At 73.5% G+C, this 22,475-nt stretch carries 21 protein-coding genes; 8 read left to right on the top strand and 13 right to left on the bottom strand.

Annotation, left to right across the window (positions count from 1 at the left end; translation table 11 throughout):
- Positions 1-31: 31 nt before the first annotated feature.
- From VMV22_06625 to VMV22_06615, 3 genes are all read right to left on the bottom strand, one after another.
- The gene (locus VMV22_06625; GenBank protein ID HUY21997.1) at positions 32-1,789 is read right to left on the bottom strand and encodes a family 43 glycosylhydrolase; all 1,758 of its coding nucleotides are present in this window, start codon (positions 1,787-1,789) and stop codon (positions 32-34) included.
- A gap of 64 nt (positions 1,790-1,853) precedes the next feature.
- A complete protein-coding gene (gene acnA, locus VMV22_06620) occupies positions 1,854-4,547 on the bottom strand; it encodes an aconitate hydratase AcnA (protein HUY21996.1) in 2,694 nt (897 codons plus the stop codon).
- A gap of 63 nt (positions 4,548-4,610) precedes the next feature.
- Positions 4,611-6,065: a PQQ-binding-like beta-propeller repeat protein gene (locus VMV22_06615; protein HUY21995.1), complete on the bottom strand. Its 1,455-nt coding sequence runs from the start codon at positions 6,063-6,065 to the stop codon at positions 4,611-4,613.
- 126 nt (positions 6,066-6,191) lie between these two features.
- On the opposite strand from VMV22_06615, the gene VMV22_06610 reads away from it, so the two are divergent.
- Positions 6,192-6,929, top strand: coding sequence for a hypothetical protein (locus tag VMV22_06610; protein ID HUY21994.1), 738 nt, complete (start codon positions 6,192-6,194; stop codon positions 6,927-6,929).
- A 44-nt stretch (positions 6,930-6,973) separates the two neighbouring features.
- Here the strand turns inward: VMV22_06610 and VMV22_06605 are convergent, their stop codons facing one another.
- The 4 genes from VMV22_06605 to VMV22_06590 form a co-directional block, all read right to left on the bottom strand.
- Positions 6,974-7,975 carry an NADP-dependent oxidoreductase gene (locus tag VMV22_06605; GenBank protein HUY21993.1) on the bottom strand — a complete coding sequence of 334 codons (1,002 nt, stop codon included), beginning with the start codon at positions 7,973-7,975 and terminating at the stop codon, positions 6,974-6,976.
- Positions 7,972-9,000 carry an LLM class F420-dependent oxidoreductase gene (locus VMV22_06600; protein HUY21992.1) on the bottom strand — a complete coding sequence of 343 codons (1,029 nt, stop codon included), beginning with the start codon at positions 8,998-9,000 and terminating at the stop codon, positions 7,972-7,974. Before VMV22_06600 ends, VMV22_06605 begins: the two co-directional genes overlap by 4 nt.
- A gap of 89 nt (positions 9,001-9,089) precedes the next feature.
- Complete coding sequence (locus VMV22_06595) at positions 9,090-9,860, bottom strand: SDR family NAD(P)-dependent oxidoreductase (GenBank protein ID HUY21991.1); 771 nt, start codon at positions 9,858-9,860, stop codon at positions 9,090-9,092.
- Positions 9,861-9,908: 48 nt separating this feature from the next.
- Positions 9,909-10,751 (bottom strand): M15 family metallopeptidase, encoded by an 843-nt coding sequence (locus tag VMV22_06590; GenBank protein ID HUY21990.1) that lies wholly within the window; start codon positions 10,749-10,751, stop codon positions 9,909-9,911.
- A 37-nt stretch (positions 10,752-10,788) separates the two neighbouring features.
- On the opposite strand from VMV22_06590, the gene VMV22_06585 reads away from it, so the two are divergent.
- From VMV22_06585 to VMV22_06555, 7 genes are all read left to right on the top strand, one after another.
- A complete protein-coding gene (locus tag VMV22_06585) occupies positions 10,789-11,688 on the top strand; it encodes a L,D-transpeptidase family protein (protein HUY21989.1) in 900 nt (299 codons plus the stop codon).
- 10 nt (positions 11,689-11,698) lie between these two features.
- Positions 11,699-12,307, top strand: a complete 609-nt coding sequence (locus tag VMV22_06580; protein HUY21988.1) for a nitroreductase family protein — start codon at positions 11,699-11,701, stop codon at positions 12,305-12,307.
- The gene (locus tag VMV22_06575; GenBank protein HUY21987.1) at positions 12,289-12,894 is read left to right on the top strand and encodes a hypothetical protein; all 606 of its coding nucleotides are present in this window, start codon (positions 12,289-12,291) and stop codon (positions 12,892-12,894) included. Before VMV22_06580 ends, VMV22_06575 begins: the two co-directional genes overlap by 19 nt.
- 211 nt (positions 12,895-13,105) lie before the next feature.
- Entirely contained in the window at positions 13,106-13,510 is a 405-nt protein-coding gene (locus VMV22_06570; protein HUY21986.1) for a PaaI family thioesterase, read from the top strand.
- A 168-nt stretch (positions 13,511-13,678) separates the two neighbouring features.
- Complete coding sequence (locus tag VMV22_06565; GenBank protein HUY21985.1) at positions 13,679-14,686, top strand: lysophospholipid acyltransferase family protein; 1,008 nt, start codon at positions 13,679-13,681, stop codon at positions 14,684-14,686.
- The gene (locus tag VMV22_06560; protein HUY21984.1) at positions 14,683-15,687 is read left to right on the top strand and encodes a hypothetical protein; all 1,005 of its coding nucleotides are present in this window, start codon (positions 14,683-14,685) and stop codon (positions 15,685-15,687) included. Before VMV22_06565 ends, VMV22_06560 begins: the two co-directional genes overlap by 4 nt.
- A 243-nt stretch (positions 15,688-15,930) precedes the next feature.
- Positions 15,931-18,423 carry an ABC transporter permease gene (locus VMV22_06555; GenBank protein ID HUY21983.1) on the top strand — a complete coding sequence of 831 codons (2,493 nt, stop codon included), beginning with the start codon at positions 15,931-15,933 and terminating at the stop codon, positions 18,421-18,423.
- Positions 18,424-18,451: 28 nt separating this feature from the next.
- Here VMV22_06555 and VMV22_06550 read toward each other — a convergent pair whose 3' ends face one another.
- The 6 genes from VMV22_06550 to VMV22_06525 all read right to left on the bottom strand — a co-directional run bounded on the left by VMV22_06550 (position 18,452) and on the right by VMV22_06525 (position 22,376).
- Entirely contained in the window at positions 18,452-18,649 is a 198-nt protein-coding gene (locus VMV22_06550) for a helix-turn-helix domain-containing protein (protein HUY21982.1), read from the bottom strand.
- A gap of 230 nt (positions 18,650-18,879) precedes the next feature.
- Positions 18,880-19,089, bottom strand: a complete 210-nt coding sequence (locus VMV22_06545) for a ferredoxin (GenBank protein ID HUY21981.1) — start codon at positions 19,087-19,089, stop codon at positions 18,880-18,882.
- Between the two features lie 11 nt (positions 19,090-19,100).
- Positions 19,101-20,432, bottom strand: a complete 1,332-nt coding sequence (locus VMV22_06540) for an NADH-ubiquinone oxidoreductase-F iron-sulfur binding region domain-containing protein (protein ID HUY21980.1) — start codon at positions 20,430-20,432, stop codon at positions 19,101-19,103.
- A gap of 16 nt (positions 20,433-20,448) precedes the next feature.
- Positions 20,449-21,051 carry a ferric reductase-like transmembrane domain-containing protein gene (locus VMV22_06535; protein ID HUY21979.1) on the bottom strand — a complete coding sequence of 201 codons (603 nt, stop codon included), beginning with the start codon at positions 21,049-21,051 and terminating at the stop codon, positions 20,449-20,451.
- Positions 21,048-22,040, bottom strand: a complete 993-nt coding sequence (locus VMV22_06530; protein ID HUY21978.1) for an FAD:protein FMN transferase — start codon at positions 22,038-22,040, stop codon at positions 21,048-21,050. Before VMV22_06530 ends, VMV22_06535 begins: the two co-directional genes overlap by 4 nt.
- A 45-nt stretch (positions 22,041-22,085) precedes the next feature.
- On the bottom strand, positions 22,086-22,376 hold the full coding sequence (locus tag VMV22_06525) for a hypothetical protein (protein HUY21977.1): 291 nt from the start codon (positions 22,374-22,376) through the stop codon (positions 22,086-22,088).
- Positions 22,377-22,475: the final 99 nt, after the last annotated feature.

Genomic DNA, 22,475 nt, shown 5'->3' with positions numbered 1-22,475 from the left:
TGCCGGGCCGGGCCCGACGGGCCCGGTGCGGTCAGGCGGCCGCGCCGCCGACGACGGGCGCGGCCAGACGCGTGGCGCCCATCGACCCCGAGAACGTGGCGTCCCCGAAGCCGAAGACGCCTCCGTCGGACGCCACCAGCCAGTACCCACCGCTCCCGGGCCCGCTGGCGATGGCCACCACCGGCGCGCCGAGGCGGACACCTCCCATGGACCCGAAGGACTGCGCGTCGCCGAAGTTGAAGACGCCGCCGTCCGAGCCGACCAGCCAGTAGCCGCCCCCCTGCGGCATGGCCGCCATGCCCACCACGGGCGCGGCCAGGGGCGTGGCGCCCAGAGACCCGGAGAACGCCGCGTCGCCGAAGGAGAAGACGCCCCCGTCCGACGCCACCAGCCAGTACCCGCCGCCGTCGGCCGTCGGTGCGATGCCGACGACCGGCGCCACGAGGCGCATGGCGCCGGTCGACCCGGAGAACGCGGCGTCGCCGAAGGAGAAGACGCCCCCGTCCGACGCCACCAGCCAGTACCCCCCGCCGTCGGGGGTGGTCGCCATGCCCACCATGGGCGCGGCCAGGGCGCGGCCGCCCATCGACCCCTCGAACGGCGCGTCGAAGGCGAACACCCCGCCGTCGGTGCCCACCTCGTAGTAGCCGCCCGTGGCGATGTCGGCGGCGCCCCCCACCACCGCCCCGGCGAGGCGGGTGCCCCCCATCGAGCCGGCGAACGCCGCCGAGCCGAAGGAGAAGACACCCCCGTCGCGCCCGAACAGGTGGTAGCCCTCGGGGTCCTCGCCCGCGGCGATGGTGGGTGTCCCGGCGGCGAACGTCACGGGGGCCACCCACAAGCTGCGGAACCCCCCGGCGTCGTAGGAGTAGCTGCTCGCCGGGCCGTCCCAGGCGTGATACGCCATCCACCAGTTGCCCGAGGCGTCCTGGAACAGCGACTGGCCGCCCGGGCCGAGCCGGTGCTCGTCGGAGTGCAGCAGTGGCGAGCTGCGGGGCTTCGCGCACGGGCCGAAGGGTCCCGCGCAGTCGGCGTACCCGACGCCGTACCCCGCGCCGTCCCACAGGCCGCCCGAGTAGAACAGCACGTAGGACCCCGAGGCGTCGACCATCGCCGGCGACTCCACCGTCGACTCCCACGGCTGGTCCTGGGCGAGCACCTGCACCGCCGACGACCCCAGGCTCGAGCCGTCGGGGGAGAGGCGCGCCACCCACAGGTACGCCGGCACGCCCATCGTCGCGGCGTTCGACTTCCAGTACAGGTACGGCGTGCCGTCGCCGTCCACGAACGGTTGCGGGTCGATGGAGCCGCCGAGGTCGGCCTGGCAGACGAGGGGTGCTCCCGACGTGTCGACGAAGGGCCCTGTCGGCACGACGGACGTGGCCACCGAGATGCACTCGCCGCCGGTGGCCGCCACCTCGGTCGCGTAGTACATGACGAATCGACCGGCGAGCTCGACGACGCCCGGCGACCACGTCCGGCCCCACACCGACCACGACGGCAGGACGGGGAGCGCGTCGCCGACGAGGGCCCAGGTCTGCAGATCGGTCGACGAGAGCACCGGGATGTCCCGCAGGTGGCTACCGGTCGTGTAGGCGTAGTAGGTCGAGCCCACCCGGATCACGTCGGGGTCGGGGGCGTCGGCGTCGTAGACGGGGGCGAGGACGCCGGGAGCGTCCCGCGGTGCCGGCGAGGCGCCCGCCCCCGGCACGTGCAGTGCCGTCGAGGTCAGGAGGAGTCCCGCAACCGCCGCCAGCGTCAACCCTGCGCGGACCGGGCGACGCGGCATCACCGGGAGTGGGCGCGCCGGGCCATGGACGGTGCCGGGGACGGTGCCGGGGACGGTGCCGGCGTCAGCCGGCGAGCTGGCGCAGCACGTAGGGGAGGATGCCGCCGTGGCGGAAGTACTCCGCCTCCATGGGCGTGTCGATGCGCACGCGTGCGTTGAACTCGATCGTGCCGGCGCGCACGGTGAGCTCCTTCGGGACGTCGCCGGCGCGCAGCGCGTCGAGGCCGGCGATGTCGAAGGTCTCCTCGCCGGTGAGTCCGAGCCCGGCGGCCGTGGTCCCGTCGGGGAACTGCAGGGGCAGGATCCCCATGCCCACGAGGTTGGACCGGTGGATCCGCTCGAAGCTCTCGGCGATGACCGCCCGCACGCCCAGCAGGGCGGGGCCCTTGGCGGCCCAGTCGCGCGACGAGCCCGAGCCGTACTCCCTGCCGGCGAGCACCACCAGCGGGACCCCGTCGGCCTGGTACCGCATGGCGGCGTCGTAGATGCTCATCTGCTCGCCGCCGGGCAACAGCCGGGTGACGCCGCCCTCGGTGCCCGGCGCCAGGAGGTTGCGCAGCCGCACGTTGGCGAACGTCCCCCGCATCATCACCTCGTGGTTGCCGCGGCGCGCGCCGTAGGAGTTGAACTCCGAGACGGCGACGCCGTGGGCGGTGAGGTACTCGCCTGCGGGGGAGGTGGGACGGATGGAGCCGGCCGGCGAGATGTGGTCGGTCGTGACGCTGTCGCCGAGGACCGCCAGCACGCGCGCCCCGACGACGTCGGCCACCGGTGCGGGCTCGGTGCCGATCCCCTCGAAGAACGGGGGTCGCAGGACGTAGGTGGAGGACGGGTCCCACGTGAAGGTGTCGCCCTCGCCGGCGTCGATGGCCTTCCAGCGCTCGTCGCCCTCGAAGACCGACGCGTACCGGGTGCGGAACATCTCGGAGGTCACGGCCCGGGCGATGGTGTCCGACACCTCGCCCGGGGAGGGCCAGATGTCGCGCAGGTACACGGGCTCCCCGTCGGCGCCCGTGCCGAGCGGCTCGGTCGTGAGATCGAGGTCCATCGTGCCCGCCAGCGCGTAGGCCACCACCAGGGGAGGCGACGCCAGGTAGTTGAGCCGGACGTCGGGGTGGATGCGGCCCTCGAAGTTGCGGTTGCCCGACAGGACGGCGGCCACCGACAGGTCGCCCTGGCGCACGGCTTCGGAGACGCCGGCGAGCAGCGGGCCGGAGTTCCCGATGCACGTCGTGCACCCGAACCCGACCAGCTGGAAGCCGAGGGCCTCGAGCGGTTCCCGGAGCCCGGCACGCTCGTAGTAGTCCATGACGACACGCGACCCGGGGGCGAGCGACGTCTTCACCCACGGCTTGGAGCGCAGCCCCCGGGCCACCGCCTTCTCGGCGAGGAGGCCGGCGGCCAGCATCACCTGCGGGTTGGAGGTGTTGGTGCAGCTGGTGATGGCGGCGATCACGACATGGCCGTCGGAGACCTCCACCGGCCCGCCCTCGGCGGCACCCGCCGTGGCGACCTGCAGCGACGTGCTTCCCTCGGCCTGTCCCCGCGCCGAGGCCAAGGCGGCGCGGAACCCCGTCTTCGTGCCCGACAGCGACACCCGGTCCTGGGGGCGAGCCGGCCCCGCCAGGCTCGGTTCCACCGTGGCGAGGTCGAGCTCGACGGACTCCGAGAAGACGGGCTCGGGGTCCCCGGGCCGGCGGAACATGCCCTGTTCCTTCGTGTAGGCATCGACCAGGGCCACGTGGTCCTCGTCGCGACCGGAGAAGCGCAGGTAGCGCAGCGTCACGTCGTCCACCGGGAAGATGACGCACGTGGCGCCGTACTCGGGCGACATGTTGCCGATGGTGGCGCGGTTCTCGAGCGGGAGCTGCGCCAGGCCGGGGCCGTGCACCTCCACGAACTTGCCGACGACGCCGTGGCGCCGCAGCAGCTGCGCGATGGTGAGCACGAGATCGGTGGCGGTGGTGCCCTCGGGGAGCTCACCGGTGAGGCGCAGCCCCACGACGGGCGGCACGAGCATGGTCAGCGGCTGGCCGAGCATGGCCGCTCCGGCTTCGATCCCCCCCACCCCCCAGCCGAGCACGCCCAGGCCGTTCACCATGGTGGTGTGGGAGTCGGTCCCGACGAGCGTGTCGGGGAACGCCCGGCCGTCGGGCGTGGCGAACACCACCCGCGCCAGGTATTCCAGGTTCACCTGGTGGCAGATCCCCGTGCCCGGCGGCACGACGCGGTAGCCGTCGAAGCCCTGCTGCGCCCAGCGCAGCAGCTGGTAGCGCTCGATGTTGCGCCGGTACTCGATGTCGACGTTGGTGGCGAACGAGGAGGCGAGCCCGGAGGACTCGGCGATCACCGAGTGGTCGATGACGAGCTCGACGGGGACGAGCGGGTTGATCGCCGTGGGGTCGCCCCCCATGACCGCCAACGCATCGCGCATGGCCGCCAGGTCGACGATGGCGGGCACGCCGGTGAAGTCCTGCATGAGGACGCGCTCGGGGGTGAAGGCGATCTCCGTGCCTGCCGCCGTGCCGCCCTGCTGCCGGCTGGCCCAGCTCGCCACCGCCTCGATGTCCGCGGCGTGCACGTGCCGGCCGTCCTCGTGCCGCAGGAGGTTCTCGAGGAGGACCTTCATGGCGTAGGGCAGTCGGGCGACGTCGAACCGGTCGTCGAGGGCGCCGAGCCGGTGCACCTCGAACGTGCGGTCGCCGACGGCGAGCGTGGCGCGGCTGGAGAAGCTGTCGGCGGAGGGTCGGGGGGGCATGGTCCCATTCTGCTCCGGCAGGCGCCCACCCGGCACCCCGGCCCCCGGCGGTCCCCGGCGGCCTCAGCGGAACGCTTCGACGGCCCGGGCCCCGGCCACGACGAGCAGGCCCCCGGCGGCGCCCGGCGCCGCGAAGTGCGCCGGCGTCCCCGTGTCGAGCCGGAGCCGGAAGCGGGTCGTCCCCGACGACAGGTCCACCCCGTAGAGGAGGGACGCGTCGAGGTCGACGGTCCACAGGACGCCGCCGGCGATGGTGGGCGAGCCGGCCCCCCCGGTGGGCGAGGACCAGGTCCAGCCCCGGGACAGGCTCGAGCGCGGGCCGACGCGCACCTGCGCGATGGTCCCGTCGTCGGGGCAGACCACGTAGGCGTCCGGGGCCCGGTAGGCGTTGCCGCCCCGTGACTCGCACACGACCACCGACGCCAGCGGGTGGCCCACCCCACCCAGGGCGGTGGCGTCGAGCAGGTAGGCGGTGTGCTGCTTGCCCACCACGAACAGGCGGGAGCCGTCGAGGAGGATCGCCGCGGTCGAGCCGAGGTCGGCGTCGCCGGCGTTGTCCTGCGCCCAGTCGGCCGGGGCGAAGTACTGGCGCTCGGTGAGCCGGGGCGTCAGCTCGATCACGCTGTTGCCGTGGTCGAAGGCGGTCCCGGGGCCGGCGTCACCGTTCCCTGTGACGGCATAGACGTCGCCGGCGGCGTCGACGGAGACGCCGGCGGCCGCCCACACCGCCCCCTCCCGATTCGTGGGCACGCGGTAGGCGAGCAGCGGGCCGGTGCCCGACTCGGGCACCCCGAGCACCCAGCCGTGGTACTCGCCACAGTCGCCGTAGTTCCCGCCGAAGCCGACGATGACCCGCCCCGCCGACAGCGCCAGCGCCGCCCGCTGGAGCTCGGCGGCGGCCGACCAGCCCGGCTGGTCGACGTCGCGACTCCACGACACGCGGTGCGTGGCGATGTCGATGGCGTAGACGGCGTGCCGGACGGCGCCCCCCGACACCAGCGCCGCCGACGCGAACAGCGTGCCCGTGCCGGGGTCGATCACCATGGTGGAGGTCACGCCCACCGACGGGGCGATGTCACCGCACGGCAGCATCCCCGCCGGGACGGCGGTGGCCAGGTGGTCCGACCACGAGATCGTGCCGTCGGCGGCGGACAGGGCGTAGACCGTGTCGTTCTGCGTCGCCACGAGGACCAGGCCGGCGTCGAGGAGGGGCTCGCCGTACACGGGCCCGTCGAGGGGCGGCGACGTCCACGCCGCCGTGGGCGCGTGGACGAACGTGGGGCCCGTGGTGTCGACCGAGGCGCGGGCGAAGCTCCCGCCGTAGGTGAGCCAGCCTGCGGCGGGCGCCGGCGTGGTCGAGGCGCCCGTGCCGGGCGCGGTGGTGCCGGCGGCGTTCGACGTGCCGGTCGTGGCGACGGCGATCGACGTCCGGCCCGCCCCGGGCGACGCCGACGGGCCCGCGCCGCACGCCCCGGCGGCGAGGGACAGCACCGACAGGGCCACGACGGGTGCGAGCATCCGTGGGCGCGGACGGCGTCGTGCTCGGGCTCGGGCTCCTGCTCGTGCTCGGGCCATCGCCCGAGTCTTGCCGTCGGCCGCGCCCGGGCGGGCGCGGGCCGCCGTCGGCGTGATGGACTGCGGGCCATGGCCAAGGTCAGCGTCGGCTTCTTCTCGTTCACCGAGGTGACCGATCCCGCCGAGCACCGCTCGTACAACGCGTGGCACCAGCTCGACCACATGCCCGAGCAGTACCCGCTGCCGGGCGTGGTGTTCGGCCAGCGCTGGGTGTCCACCCCCGCGTGCCGGGCGGCCCGGGCCGTCGACGGCGCGCTCCTGGCGCCCATCCACTACGTGACGCTCTACCTCATGGGTGAGCCTCTCGACGAGACCCTCCGGGAGTTCCGCGCCCTCGGCGAGGAGCTCCACGCCGCCGGTCGGTTCCACGAGCACCGGCGGTCGCGGCTGTCGGGCCCGTTCGACGTCACCGCGATGGCGGCGGCACCCCGGGTGCTGGTGTCCGCCGAGGCCGTCGCCTTCCGGCCCAATCTCGGCGTCTACGTCGTCGTGCGCGAGCCCGACGCCGGCGCGGCGGCGGGCGACACGGGCGACACGGGCGACACGGGCGACGGTGCGCTCCTCGGCGTCGACGGTGTGGCCGGGGTCTGGACCTTCGCGGCGGGCGAGCGGTTCGCGGGGCACCGATGGCGTCCCGGACGGCGTGCGGTCACCGTCTGCTACCTCGACCGCGAGCCGCTGGGCGTGGCCGGCGCGCTCGGCGAGCGGGTCGTCGCCTCGTCGACGGCGGCATCACCGGTCGTGTTCGCCGGCCCCTTCGAGACGATCACGCCGTGGCACTGGGACTGGTTCGACCAGGGCGGATGAGCCCACCCCCCGTCGGGCCACCGGCCGACGGCGCCGGCCACCGGTCAGAGCTTCACGATCACCTTGCCCGTGTTGCCGCCGGTGAACAGCAGGTTGAGCGCGTCGGGGGCGTGCTCGAGGCCGTCGACGACATGCTCGGCGTGCTTGACGCGGCCCTCGCCCAGCCATCCGGCCATGTCGAGCTGGGCCTCGGGGAACCGGTCGAGGTAGTCCAGGACGAGGAAGCCCTCCATGCGGGCCCGCTTGATGATGAGGTTGAAGATGTTGCGGGGGCCCGAGGTCCTGTCCATGTCGTTGTAGACGGAGATGGCGCCGCACATGACGATCCGGCCGCGCAGGGCCAGCTGGGCCAGGCAGATGTCGAGGATCTTCCCGCCGACGTTGTCGTAGTAGAGGTCGATGCCATCGGGGCACAGCGACCGAAGCGATGCCGCCACGTCGTCGGACCGGTAGTCGACCGCCGCGTCGAAGCCGAGCTCGTCGACGATCCACGCGCACTTCTCGGGCGTCCCGGCGAGGCCGACGACGCGTGACGCACCTTTGATCCTGGCGATCTGCCCCGCCACCGACCCCGTGGCCCCGGCGGCGCCCGACACCACCACGGTGTCACCCTCGGCCACCCGGCCGACGTCGATCATCCCGAAGTACGCCGTCATGCCGGTCACCCCGAACACGCCCAGCACCAAGGTCGGGTCGATCCCCGGGGGGATGACCTGCATGGCGGCGGCCCCCTCGTCGGCGACGACGTAGTCCTGCCAGCCCGGCATCCCGAACACGAGGTCGCCCACGGCGTAGCGCTCGCTGTTGGTGGCCAGCACCTCGCCGATCCCGCCGGCGCGCACCACCTCTCCCAGGGCGATGGGAGGCAGGTAGCCCGGCGCGTCGTCCATCCACGTCCGGATGGTGGGGTCGATGGACAGGTAGCGGACCCGGACGAGGGCTTGGCCCGGGCCGGCCTCGGGCACCGGGCCCTCCTCGAGCCGGACGGTGCCGGCGTCGACCATGCCCGACGGGCGCTCGGCGAGGACCATGCGGCGGTTCGTCAACTGCACCACTCCTTCAGCTGTTCGATGGTGGCGAGGGGGTCGGGCCCGATCGGTGCCACGTTGAGCACGGTGACCCCGGCCTCGCGGTAGGCGGCGATGCGCTCCTTCACGTAGCCGGGGGGCCCGACGAGCGACGTCTTCTCCAGCAGCTCGGCGGGCACCGCCGCGGCAGCCTCGACCTTCTTCCCGCTCAGGTACAGGTCCTGGATCAACTCGGCCTCGGCCCCGAAGCCGTAGCGGCGTGTCAATGCGTTGTAGAAGTTGCGCCCCTTGGCCCCCATGCCCCCCACGTACAGGGCCGTCATGGGCCGGGCGAACTCCCGCAGGTGCTCGAGGCCTTCGCCCACCGCCGCCATCCCGCCCGCGGCGATCTCCAGCGAGCCCCTGTCGGCCGAGCGCCGGGCGGCACCGGCGGCCAGGGGCTCGCCCCACACCTCCCGGGCCCGCTCGGGGATGAACAGGAACGGGAACCAGCCGTCGGCAACCTCGGCGGTCATCTCGACGTTCTTCGGGCCCATCGACGCCACCCAGATGGGGATGTCCTCGCGCACGGGGTGGTTGATGAGCTTGAGGGGCTTGCCGAGCCCCGTCCCCAGTCCGGCCGGCAGCGGGATCGGGTACAGGCCCTCGTTGGTCAGGACCTCGCGGCGCCACACCTTGCGGCAGATCCCGATGATCTCCCGCGTCCGCTGCAGGGGCTCGGTGTAGGGCACGCCGTGCCATCCCTCGATCACCTGCGGGCCCGACGCCCCGAGGCCGAGGATGAACCGCCCGTCGCTCAGGGCGTCGATCCCCGCCGCCGTCTGCGCCAGCAGCGCCGGGGTGCGCGAGTAGATGGGCAGGATGGCCGAGCCGATCTCCACGCGCGCCGTCTTGGCCGCGATGTAGCCCATCTGGCTGGGCCCGTCGAGACCGTAGGCCTCCGCCACCCACACGATGTCGAGGCCGGCGCGCTCGAGCTCGGCGACGTGGTCGGCCGACTCCTTGATGCCGCGCGAGTAGTCGAGCATCATGCTGAGCCGCATCGGCCCTCCTCTTTCCTGGTCTTCCCCGTCGGAGTCTGCCCCGTCGGGGTCTTCCCCGTCGGACCGGTCGTCGTCGGCATCGGTCTGCCCTACGTCCCCACGGTGGCGATGCCGCCGTCGACGGGGATGACGGCCCCCGTCAGGTAGGCACCGGCCCGCGACGCCAGGAAGATGGCCGTGCCGGCCATGTCGTCGGGACGGCCGATCCGCCGGAGCGGGGCGCTCGCCACGATCTGCTCGCCGAACGCCTCCAGCGTGGCGGCCATCATCTTGGACTCGAAGGGCCCGGGCGCGATGGCGTTGACCGTGACGTGCGGGGCGAGCCGCTTGGCCAGGTGGCGCGTGAGCTGGTGGACCGCCGCCTTCGACGCCGAGTACGAGTACGTCTCCATCACCGGGACGTGGATGCCGTCGATCGAGCCGATGTTGATCACGCGGGCGGGGTCGTCGTCGCTCGACGCGGCCCGCAGCAGGGGCGCCAGGAACTTGGTGGTGTGGAACACGCCCTTCACGTTGAGCGACAGCACGCGCTCCCAGGCCGCATCGTCGAACTCCTCGAACGGCGCCCCCCAGGTGTTCCCGGCGTTGTTCACCAGGACATGGAGTCGCTCCTCCCGCTCGGCGAGCGTCGACGCCAGCGCGCGGCAGCCGTCCTCGGTGGCCAGGTCCGCGGGCAACGAGATGCACTCACCGACGTTCGACAGCTCGGCGGCGACCTCGTCGCATGCCTCCGCCTTGCGCGACGACACGTAGACCCTGGCGCCGGCCTCCACGAAGCCCGTGGCGATCATGCGTCCGATGCCGCGGGAGCCGCCGGTGACGAGGGCGGTCTTGCCGGCGATGGAGAAGAGATCGGTCATGGTCGTGGCCCCCTCCCCGGAGGCAGGCAGCGACGCTACCGCGGCCGGTCAGCCGCCTGTCGACGAGAAGTGCTGGTAGTCGGGGCTCGCGGTCCACCGCCCGCCCCACGCCCATCCCACCGACGCGAACGCGGCCACGAGCTGTCCGCCGGCCACCGCCATGCCCGGGCGGACGTTCGACCGGTCGGTGAACGGCGCGCCCTGGGAAGGCTGGACCTGGCCACCTTCGATGTAGGGGTTCTCGACCGGGTTCACGTCGATGGCCTCCCCGTAGGCGTGCACCGACCAGGAGGGGGGGCCGGCCGCCACGGCATACCGGCAGTTGAACCCGGAGGTGTTGTCGGCCGCCATGGAGGCGGGGTCCTGCCCGCCGTAGGCGTCCTCCGGCTGCATCCGGCGGATGGGGACGTGCTCGGCGTACAGCCGGCCGAAGACGGCGAGGACGGCCGGGACCACCGCGGCGTTCACGACCATGGTCCCGGTGTGCGGCTGGCCGTCGAAGCCCCAGTAGCCCATGGTCAGCATCCGCAGGGAGGCGGGCCCCACCGGGCAGCCCGGCCTCCAGGTCGAGGGGACCTCGGCGGCCGTGACCGGGGCCACCGCGCCGACGAAGCCCGGGGGTGGCGTGGGGATGGTCGGCCCGGTGGTGGTCGGGCCCGTGGTCGTCGGGGCCCTGGTGGGCGGCCCGGTCCCCCCGGCGCCGGAACCGGGGGGAATAGTGGTGCTGGACTCCACGACGGGCGCCGTGCCCACCGGGGCGGACCCCGACGCCGTGGCGGCGTGCGCGTGCGGGGCCCCGGTCCGGGCCGTCCCCGCGCAGGCGGCCAGGAGCGAGCAGGGAAGGAGGCCGGTGGCGACCAGGAGGGCGAGGGTGCGCCCGGAGCGCGGCACGGACGCGCACGCTAGCCCCGGGCCGCCGACGATCCCCGTGCGCCGGGCGATCCCCGTGCGCCGGGCGATGCGGGTGCGCCGGGCGATGCGGGTGCACGCGGGGGCGCTCGCCGTCGCCCTCGCCGCGACGTCGTGCGGGGGAGCCGCCGCGCCCCCCGCACGTGCCCGCCACCATGTCCCGGTCACGACGATCGTCGCCACGACCACGGCGACGACGCCGGCGCCGCCCACGACCACCCTCGCCGTCGCGCCGACGACCACCGTCGTCGCCCGGCCCCCGACGGCGGTGCCGGCTCCCGCCCCCACCACCTCGCCGTCGCCGCCCGCGCCCCTCGTGACGCGCCTCGCCGGTGTCGGGTCGGCGTCCCAGGTGGTCGCCGTGAGCGCCGCCTCCTACGGTGTGACGGCGGCCACGCTCACGGCCTACCAGCGCACCGGCACAGGGTGGCAGCAGGTCTTCGGTCCATGGCAGGCGAACATCGGCTACCACGGTTTCGCACCGCCGGGGCAGAAGCACGAGGGTGACGGGCGCACGCCGTCGGGGTCCTACCCGTTCGGCTTCTTCTTCGGCGTGCTGGCGGATCCCGGCGTGCAGTTCCCCTACCGGCCGGTGACGGGACCGAGCATCGTGTGGGACGACGACCCCGCCAGCCCCGCCTACAACCAGTGGGTCGACACGAGCACGGCCGACGCCGGCGCCGCGCCCGAGCCCATGGACCAGACCCCCGCCTACGACTACGGCGCCGTCATCGACTACAACACCGACTCCACCGTGCCCGGCGCGGGGAGCGCCATCTTCCTTCACGTCTCCACGGGCGGCGCGACCGCGGGGTGCGTGTCGCTGCCGACGGGCGAGCTGCTGGCGCTGCTGCGCTGGCTGAGCCCGGGGGCGCAGCCCCGCATCGTGATGGGGACGGCGGCCACCATCGCCCCGTAACGTGGGGCCGATGGAGGGCTTCTTCGACGTCGTGCACCGCCAACGCGCCTGCCGGACGTTCGACGACCGACCGGTCGACGACGACACCGTGGAGCGCGTCCTCGACGCGGCCACCTTCGCCCCGAGCGCCGAGAACCGCCAGCCGTGGGTCTTCGTGGTCGTGCGCGACGGCGAGCGCCGTGCCGCCATCGGCCGGCTCACGCGCCAGGCCTGGGAGGGTGGCGGCCGGGCGCACTCCGAGGGACGGCTCGCCCCCGGCCTGCTGGCCGACGTCGAGGTCGGGGCGCAGGGAGGCGTGGCCGCCGCCCCGGTGCTGGTGGTGGTGGCCGGGGACACCGGCGTCGGGGACCGGCGGGTGATGGAGGCCTCGGTGTTCCCGGCGGTCCAGAACCTCCTCCTGGCCGCCACCGCGCTCGGGCTCGGCTCGTCGCTCACCACCCTCCCCCTCGTCTTCGGGGAGGAGCTGGCGTCGATCGTGGGGCTCCCGGCGGAGGTGCTCCCCATGGCCGTGGTCCCTCTCGGCTGGCCGGGGCGGCCCCTCGGGCCCCCCCGTCGCCTGCCCGTGGCCGCCAAGGCCCACCGTGAGACCTACGGCTCCCCGTGGGCGGGAGCGTCGTAGTGCAGGAGCACCGCTACGCCGTGGTCGTGGACGGCACGCCGCGCGAGGTGTGGCGGCTCTTCTGGTATCGCGGCCCCCGCCGGCCCACCTCGTCGGGGGTGTCGATCGAGATCCTCCACCCCGGGGACGACGTGGGGGAAGGCCTCATCCGGCACTGCACCTTCCGGGTGCCGCGCTACCTCTTTTCGGGGGGCGTGGGCTATTCGTGGGAGTGGCTCACCGAGGTGACCCCGCACCGGTCCTGGAAGTACGACGCCATCGGCAAGCCCCTGTGGTCGCGCGCCGAAGGGCGGACGGAGCTCGAGGACCTCGGCGACGGCCGAACCCGGATCCACTTCACCGAGACGTACCACGCCTTCAACCCGGTCCTGCGCGCCCTGTTCGAGCGACGGGTGCACCGCTTCATCTCGAAGGACAACGACCGCTTGATCACCACGGCGATCAACGACGGCATCCGCGCCCTGCGCGCCGCCCGGACGGCGCGCCCCGGTGGCGATGACGCCACCGGGGCGGGCGAGGGCCCGGCTGCGGGCCCGGCTGCGGCCTCGGCTGCGGCCGCCGACGGTGAGGGCCCGGCGTCGTCGTGACCAGGAGCGACTCCTGTGGGCGGTTCGGTGGGGAGCCGAACCTGCGGGTGCCTCGGAGCCTTCCGGAGGTATGGCGCATCCGGTAGGTGTGGAGCATCCCGTCCGGGCGGCCCACCCCGTCCGGGCGGCCCACCCCGTCGCGTACCGCCGCCGGGGGCCTCTGAGCCCTGGTCGTCGACTCCCGCACCGGTACTGTGCGCTGGTGCCCCCGATGAACGCGCAGGAGCTCCAGGTCTTCCTCGACAACGTGTTCCCGGACGCGCCGCCGCCGTACGTCGTGGAGGACGCCGCGGCATGGGGAGCGCTCCTACGGCTCCCCGTCACCGCGTCCCACGGCCGACCCGGTGGCACGGTGTCGGGGCCCGCGCTCATGGCACTGTCCGACGCCGTGGCGTGGGTCGCCATCCTGGCGCAGATCGGCCCGGTGCCTCTGGCCGTGACCACCAGCCTGCACATCGACTTCCTGCGCAAGCCCCCGCTGGTCGACGTGTTGGCCGAGGGGAGGCTGCTCAAGCTGGGCAAGAGCCTGGCCGTGGTCGACGTCGGGCTCCGGTCGGTGGGGGCCGACGATCTCGTGGCCAAGGCGCAGGTCACGTACTCCATCCCGCCCCGGTAGCGGGCCCCGTCCCCGGTAGCGGGCCCCGTCCCCGGCAGCCGCTCCCGCCCCGGACCGGGGCCAGGGCGCCGCGCGGGGACTGTTCCGTTTCCCCCCAAGGTTGGGACGAACTGCTCTTCCTCGCGGGCCGGTCCGGGCGCGAGAACGGGGAGGAAAGCGAGAATCGTCATGACCGTCACAGCGGGACGCACCGGGAGCAACACCGGGGGACACACCGGCGGCCACACCGGCGGCAATGCAGCGGGCCACGCCGGCGGCAACGGGTCGAAGGGCCTCCTCGCGCCGCTGGTGGGCCCCCTGTCGACGCGTCTCGAGCACGAGCGAGCCGAGCCGTTGTTCCGCCGGGACCCCGCCTTCATCGGGCGCAAGCTCGCGGCCGTGGCCCGGTACACGGATTTCTTCTCGCCCGAGGTGAAAGAGCTCGACAACCTCCCGGCGACGGGGCCGGTGCTCCTGGTGGGCAACCATTCGTGCCTCTTCTACATGCCCGACGCCTGGGTCGTCGCCCAGGCCATCATCAAGCGGCGCGGCCTCGAGCAGCCCGCGTACGCGCTCGGCTACGACCTGCTGTTCGGCCTGCCGGTGGTGGGGCCGTTCCTGCGACGGATCGGCGCCATCCCGGCGGGGGGCCGCGAGGCGGAACTGGCGCTGGAGCAGGGCGCCGCCGTGCTCGTGTACCCGGGCGGCGACCTTGAGGCGTGCCGTCCGTGGAGCCAGCGCGACCGGGTCGACCTCGCCGGGCACAAGGGGTTCGTCCGCCTGGCGCTGCACGCCGGCGTGCCCGTCGTCCCCGTCGTCACCCACGGCTCCCACCACGCCGTGGTGGTCGTCTCGCGCGGCGACCGACTGGCGAGCGCGCTCGGGCTCAAGCGGATTCGGATCAACGTGTTCCCCATTCTCGTGGGGCCGCCGTTCGGCGTGACGACCATCCTGGTGCCGCCGCTCCCGATGCCCGCGTCGATCACCGTGGAGTTCCTGCCCGCGCTCGACTGGAGCCGGTACGGGCCCGACGCCGCGGACGACCCCGACGTCGTCGACGCCTGCTACGAGGAGACCACGACCGTCATGCAGGCGGCCCTCGACCGTCTGCGGACTGATTACCCACATCCGGTCATGCGGGGTGTGCGCAACCTCCTGCGGCGCGGCCCGGGGCGTACGGCGGAGCCGGACCCATGACCCGCGTGGTCCACGACGCTCCGGTCTGGGTACGCCCCGAGCCGATCGAGCCGCTGTTCGTCACCATCCCCGCGCTCGTGCCGGGCGAGGGCGTCGGGGCCGGCGGGGACGTGGGTGCGGGCACGGGCGTCGGGGCCGGCGGGGACGTGGGTGCGGGCACGGTCGTCGGGCGGGCGCCGTTCGCCCGACGGCACCGGACGGCACTGATCGTCACGGCGGCGATCGTCACGGTCCTGGTCGTGGGGGCCGGATTCTTCGTCTACACGTGGAACCATTCCGGTCCGCACGAGCTGGCCGGCATCACCGCCTACCAGCGGTTCCGCTCAGGGGCCACGGGCCTGGTGGCCGACCCGGGGAAGCTTCGCCCCCACGAAGGTGTCTACTCCTACACCGGCTCGGGCAACGAGCGCGTCTCGCTCCCGCCGAAGTCACAGGTGGAGGGGCCCCGCATCCCGGGCACGGTCTCGTACCGGCCCGACGGCTGCTGGGTCCTGCGCCTCGACTACAGCGACAGCCACTGGCAGAACTCCACGTACTGCCCGCGCGACGGCAACCTCGTGGAGGTCGCCCGCGCCGGCTGGTACCGGTGGAACTTCATCGCCCTCGTCATCGCCGACACCGCCACCTTTACGTGCACACCGCCGGAGATGGCCATTCCGTCCCGGCTCGTGGTGGGGCAGCGCTTCGCCTTCGCGTGCACCGGCAAGAACGACCCCATCGACACCGGCGTCGTCACGATGACCGGGACCAACCGCTACGTGGGCCCCGAGACCCTGCGCATCGGGGGCCGAGCGGTACCGACGCTGCATTTCCGCGAGGTGGCGACCTTCGGTGGCGGTCAGACGGGAACGAACGTCGCCGATACCTGGTTCTCGACGATCGACGGACTTCCCGTTCGTGGGACGTGGCGGACCGTGGTCACCAGTCCGACCCTGGTGGGCGCGTCGACACTCACCGGCAGCGGGAGCTTCGATCTCGCGTCGCTGACGCCGCGCACGTAGCAGCCGGGGGCCCGGCCGCTCCCTGCCCGGAGTGCCCGGGCCCGCGGCGTGCTTCCCGACGGTACCCGGCCCGGCTGGCACGGTCCGGCCCGGAGCCGGTCGTGCAGGCACGAAGGCAGGACACCGGGTGGCCCCCTTGGGCGCGCCACGCCCCCGAGGCAGACTGATCGCGGCCGGGGGATCGGCGCGACCTGCTGGGAGGTCAACCGAGGTGTGGCGAAGCGTGCACGGCGGCGTAGGCCGGTGAACGGTGGGGCGCTGAGGCTCGCCCTGTACCGGTTCGGTGCGACCTTCCGCGGGCGCGGCGGCAGCTACCTCGCCCTGGTCCTCCTGGTCGGGCTCGTCGGCGGCGTCGCCATGGGTGCCGTCGCCGCCGCCCGGCGCACGCAGTCGTCCTTCCCGGCCTTCCTGGCCAGCACCAACCCGTCGGACATGAGCGTCGGAACCGGGCTGTACAGCCCGGGCCTCGGGTTCGACTCCGGGTACGACGCCGGGCTCGTCCGCACCATCTCGGGCCTTCCCCACGTCAAGCGGGTGGAGAGCTTCGCGGCGCTCAACGCCTACCAGCTGAAGCCGGACGGCTCTCCGAACACCGGTCCGAGCGGCAACATCGTCGGCAGCGTCGACGGGGAGTACTTCGATCAGGACCGCCTGACGGTGACAACGGGTCGGATGGCCGACCCGACCCGGGTCGACGAGATGGTCATGTCGGCGGCGGCTGCCCGCGAATTCAAGCTGCACGTGGGTGACACCACCCCGTGGGCCGTCTACCGAAGCTCGGCGTACGAGCCGACGAAGCCGGCGCTCCGCCTCGAGATGACGCTGGTCGGGATCGTCGTGTTCAACGATGCAGTGGTGCAGGACCAGGTCGACGCGTCCGGCACCCCGCAATCCGTCGTGTTCACGCCGGCACTCTCGAGGAGGATGGTGGCGTGCTGCTCGAACTACGCGTTCAGCTACCTCCAACTGGATCACGGCAGCCGTTCGGTGGCAACGGTGGAGTCCGAGATCGAGCAGATCTTCCCTTCGCGACTCCCGTTCGACCCCCACGCGTCGGCCGTCGTCGAGGCGAAGGCCCAGCGGGCGATCAAGCCCGAAGCCATCGCCCTCGGCGTCTTCGGGGGTATCGCCGCCATCGCCGCGCTGCTCATCGCCGCGCAGCTGATCGTCCGTCACCTGCGCCTCGGCGCCGGCGAGGGGAGGACGCTGCGGGCGCTCGGGGCGGGCCCGAGCATGACCATGGTCGACGGGCTCCTGGGGATCGTGGCGTCGGTGGTCGCGGGCTCGATCCTGGCGGCGGCCGTGGCGGTCGCCCTCTCCCCGTTGGCCCCGCTGGGACCGGTGCGTCCCGTGGACCCGACGCCGGGAGTGTCGTTCGACTGGACCGTGCTCGGACTCGGGTTCCTGGTCCTGGTCGTCGGCCTGGGCGCCATCGCGCTGATCCTCGCCCATCGGTGGGCGCCCCATCGCGTCGCCCAGCGCGACCGCACGACTCGAGCTCGGGGATCCGGTCTGACCGTTGCGTTGGCCGCCGCCGGCATGCCGACCCCGGCCGTGACCGGGGTCCGCTTCGCGCTGCAAGCGGGAGACGACCGCGACCCGGTGCCGGTGCGCTCGGCCATCCTGGGTGCCGTGCTGGCCATGGTCGTCGTGATCAGCACGGTCGTCTTCGGTTCCAGCCTCAACAGCCTCGTCTCGCATCCGGACTTGTACGGATGGAACTGGAACTACGAGTTGAGCGGAGGGGGCGGCGTGGGGGACATCCCCCAACGGCAGGCCGCATCCTTGCTCGATCATGACCCCGACGTCGCCGCGTGGTCCGGGTACTACTTCGGCACCCTTCGGATCGACAGCCAGACGGTGCCGGTCCTCGGCGGGACTCCGGGCGCAACCGTCGAACCCCCGGTGCTGTCGGGGCACGGCCTCCAGGCGCGCGAGCAGGTCGTGCTCGGCGCCTCGACGCTGGCAGCGCTGCACAAGCACGTCGGCGACACCATCGAGGTCGCCTTCGCAGCTGCCGCCCCCACCCGACTCCGGATCGTGGGAACGGCGACGATGCCTACGATCGGGATCACCGGCGTGGACACCAATCACCTGTCCATGGGGACCGGGGCCGTGCTTCGGTACGAGCTCATACCGGCTGCGGTCAGGGACAGCTTCGGCAACGACCCCCCCGGGCCGAACGCGGTCTTCGTCCGCCTGCGCAACGGCGCGGACCCGGCCTCGTCGTTGCGTGCCCTGAAGCGGATTGCCAGCACCTTGACCCTGCCGACGAACTACGGCGTGACCCTGATGACCGTGCAACTGCCTGCTGAGATCATCAACTACCGCTCGATGGGTTCGACTCCGGCCTTTCTCGGCGTCGCGCTCGGTGCTGGGACGGTGGCGGCACTGGGATTGACGCTCATGGCATCGGTGAAGCGTCGTCGCCGTGAGCTGGCACTGTTGAAGACACTGGGTTTCACCGAAGGTCAGCTCGCCGCCAGCATCAGCTGGCAGGCGAGTGTCGCCGTCGCCATCGGAGCCACCGTGGGCGTCCCGCTCGGCATCATCGTGGGTCGCGTGCTGTGGGAGCTGTTCGCCCGCCAGATCGACGCGGTGCCCGCACCGAACGTCCCCACGCTGTCGGTCGTCCTCATCACCGTCGGCGCCCTCGTGCTCGCCAACGTCGTCGCGGCGATCCCCGGGCGCATCGCCGCCCGGACGCCGACGGCTCTGCTCCTGCGCGCCGAGTGACTCGGATGGCGCTCGGATCCGTCAGCTGTCACGGGTCGTCTTCGACGCCTTCCACCCGGGAACCCGCGTTGGTTGCTTCACCCGCCAGACGAGAGGCCAGTTGGCGCGAGATCCCGAGCACCCGCCCCACTTCGCTGATGGACGCACCCTCCTCCTTTCCGACCGCGAACAACGCCAACCGGAGTTGATGGCGGGCGGCCTCGGACTCCTCGATGGCCTCGGTCACCTGCTGGCGCTCGGCAGGGATGCTCGTGCCGCTGGCGCAGGAGCGCCGAGCATGTGATGAGCTCGGCGATCCGGTGCACCAGACGCTCTCTCTCCGTGGACATCGAGGCCTTTCGGAAGAGGACTCGGTCGAACGACGACGACACGACCGGCGGTGGCGGTGGCGGTGGCGGTGGCGGTGGCGGTGGCGGTGGCGGTGGCGTCGACCGACGTCGCCGCGACGCCATTACCTCAGTCGTCGGACGCCTGCTCGAGCACCAGGGCCCGTCGGGGGCAGTCCTTGGCGGCCTGCCGGGCCAGCGCCAGCACGTGACCGGGCACGGGCTGCCCGCCGACGACGGGGTAGCCCCACTCGTCGAGGCTGACGAGCTCGGGGAGCAGCTCGGCACAGTACCCGTACGCGTCACACGCGATCGGATCGACCCTGATCGTCGTCTTCACGACGGCCCTCCTCACGGTCGCGCCGTCGCCGGCGGGAGCAGCGACGGGCGGGCATGGTGGAGGCACGGCCGACCCGAGGCGTGGGCAGCGGCATCGCCGGCGAAGACCGACAGTGCGCTGCGCGCCATGCGGACGACGCCGTCGGGGTGTCGGCAGGCGCCGCGCCCGTTGACGGCGCCGAAGCGGCCCTCCAGGCGCGGGGTCAGCCCGGCGTCGGCTCTCCCGCTCGCCAGCCATGCCAGGTCCTGCGCGATGGCCGGGAGCCCGAACACACAGGGCCCGCACTGGCCGGCGCTCTCGCCCGCCATGTGCCGGGCGATGCGCGCCGTCTCGGCGATCCCGCAGGCGGTGCGGGGGAGCACGACCAGGACCCCGGCGCCGACCACACCGCCGACCGCGGCCATGGGGCCCGGCGCGTACGCGGTCCCGAGGGCGGCGGCGGGGAGCCAGCTCCCGCCGAACCCACCGGTCAGCACGGCCTGGACCTCGTCGACCGGGTGCGCCCAGCCGACGACCTCCGCCAGCGGCGTCCCCAGGGCGATCTCGTAGACCCCGGGGTGCTCCACGCCGCCCGTCACCGTCACCAGGGTCGAGCCCGGTGATCCGGGCCGCCCGGCGGCACGGAAGGCGTCCGGGCCGTACCGTGCCACCAGGGCCATGTGCGCCAGGGTCTCGGCGTTGTGGACAAGGGCGGGACGCCGCCCGATCGTCAGTGCGACACCCTTTCGCGGTCGGAACGTGGGTGCCCCGGGACCGCCGTCCAACCACGAGGCCAGCGCCGACTCCTCCCCGGCGACGTAGCGTCCCGGCGGCCGGACGACGGTGACGGCGACGGGCATGAGCCCGGTGCCGGCGCGCTCCGCCACGGCACGCGAGGCGGCGAGCGCGGTGTCGTAGCGGTCGGCGGGGATGCACAGCGCGATCCGACCGGCGCCGATGGCGGCGGCGACCAGCTGGGCGCCGTCGAGGACGAGGTGGGGAACGCACGACAGCAGCGCCTGGTCCTTGCCGCTGGCCGGCTCTCCTTCCATGGCGTTGACCACGAGCGTCGGCCCGGCCCGGCCGGCGCGCGCCAGCGCGAGCTTGGCGGACGACGGGAACGCCGCCCCGCCGCGTCCGGTGATCCCCGACGCCTCGATCGCCGCCGCGAACCGGTCCGCCCACGACGTGTCCCCAGGGCCCGGCAATGGAATTGGGCCGTGGTGGGCCAGGTGGGCGCCGAGGTCCGCGCTGTGGCGCGCCCGCCAGCTCCCGAGGAGCGTGGACCCGCCAGCGCTGGTCCCGACGCCGGTGCCGGCGCCGTTGGCGACGGCTGCACTGTCGGCGGTTGTCGTGATCGTCATCGGGTGTCCTTGTCGGTTAGACGGAGATGTGCTTGACGGCGACGCCCTGGGGGCGCTCGCGGATGGGAACGACGTCCAACGCCCGGCGCCTGCGGGCCACGCCGAGGGTGATGCGCCAGGTGGCGGCGCCGACCACGGCGGCGATGCAGCCGACGGCGAGGTCGATCACCCAGCCCTGGCGCATGTCGGTCCCGATCCCGAAGGCGTGGGAGAGGGCGACGGGCCAGCAGAGGTACGCCAGCCAGTGCACTGCCCGCCAGGTGCGGGCGGCCATCTTGTGGCGCAGCGCGCTCGTGATGGCCACGGCGAGGAGCAGGTCGACACCCACCGTCCCCAGCGTGACCCATAGGCGCTTGTAGGTCGAGGCGAAGGGAACGACGACGGCGGCCCATCCGATGTGGACGTAGCTGTCCATGACGCTCGTGACGATGTGGGCCCCGAGGAAGGCCATGGTGGTCATGGACACGCGGCGGTGGAGGTCCTGCTGGGCGAAGCGCGGCCACCACCGTGTGGCGAACCGGTTGGCGGTCATGATCCCGAGCACCGTGGTGCCGGTGAGGAGGACCAGCGCCACGAGACCGGTGGCGCGGGTGGCGTACCAGAGGACGGGGGAGGTCATGACCGTGGCCCCCGCTCGTCGGCGGCGGGCCATCCGTTCAGGGTGAGTACCTGTCCGTCGTGACGGACGAGGCGGGCGGGTTGGCCGAGCTCGACGAGCCTGGGCACCGCCTGCTCGCCCCACACCACGGCCGCCGTGCTGGCTGCGTTCGCCTCGACGCAGCTCGCGCCGGACGCCGACACCAGGGTCCAGTGGGGCGCAGCACTGTCGCCGGTCGCCGGGTCGACGATGTGGTGCAGCCGCCGGGCGCCGCGCTGCCACGTGCGCACGGCGGTGCTCGAGCTGGCGATACCGCCGGTCGCGATGGCGACCACCTGGTCGACGGCGTCGACCGCCGCCGAGGAGTCGTGGGCGATGCCGACCGCCCAGCCGCCTTCGGGCGCGGGCCCGGCGACGGCGACGTCGCCGCCGATGCTGACGAGCACGCCGGAGCGCACCGCGTGGGCGATGCGCTGGGCGGCCCGGTCGGTCACGAGCGCCTTGGCGGAGGCGCCGAGGTCGATGTGGGTTCCGGGCGGCACGCGCACCGTCCTGGTGCGCGGGTCGAGGTCGATCTCCCACCAGCCGGGCGCAGGCTGCGGCGGTCGCACCAGCGCCGTGGTGTCGGCGCCGAGTTCCTCGAAGTCGCGGTCATAGCCCAGCGCCTCGATGGCGGCGCCGACCGTGGGGTCGACCGCCCCCCCGGTGCGTTGCGCCACCTCGAGCGCCACGGTGATGGCCTCGAAGAGCAACGCGCTCACGTTCACGGGGATCCCGCCCGCACGGTTCAGGGCCGACAATTCCGAGTCGGGCCGGAAGCGGCTGCACGCCGCGTCGATGGCGACGAGCTCTTCGCCCAGGATCGTCTCGGCGCGCGCCGCGGCCGCAGGCGCCGTGACCGCCACGATCGCCGTGGTGCCGATCGCCCGCATGGAGCGGAGCACAGGCTGGGGCACCGACGTGGACGGTGCCGGCGCGTCGACGTGGTCGTCGTGCGTCTCAGGGGTCATGGTTCGCATTCCGATCTGTGTCCGTCTCTTCGGCGTCGGTGGGGATCAGTGGCCGGTGCCGCCGGTGCCGCCGGAGACGACCGTCGCCGACCCCGAGGACGACGAGGAGCCCGGCGACGACGATGTCGCCGGCGACGAGCTGGACGTGCCCGAGGTGGTGCCCGAGCCCCCCGCCGTCGTGGCGGACGAGACCCCGGACGGGGACCCGCCGGTGGCGGTGGTCCGGGCGGCAGCGGTGGTCCCGGGGATCTCCTTGGACACGACCACGCCGAGCAGCGCGGCGGCGCCGGCGGCCACGATGGCGAAGGTCCTCGAGGCCCGGCGGACCCGGGTCACGGTCACGGCACGTGTCGCCGCTGGCGGGCCCCCGGCCCTGCCGGACGAGCATGCGGCCCCACCGTCGGGGGGTGCCGGGTGGTTGACGACGGCGTCTCC

This window comes from Acidimicrobiales bacterium (assembly GCA_035531755.1).
In the GTDB taxonomy this organism is placed as follows: domain Bacteria; phylum Actinomycetota; class Acidimicrobiia; order Acidimicrobiales; family UBA8190; genus DATKSK01.
Note: the sequence above shows the minus strand (reverse complement) of the source record. Positions and strands in the feature narration are given on the sequence as shown.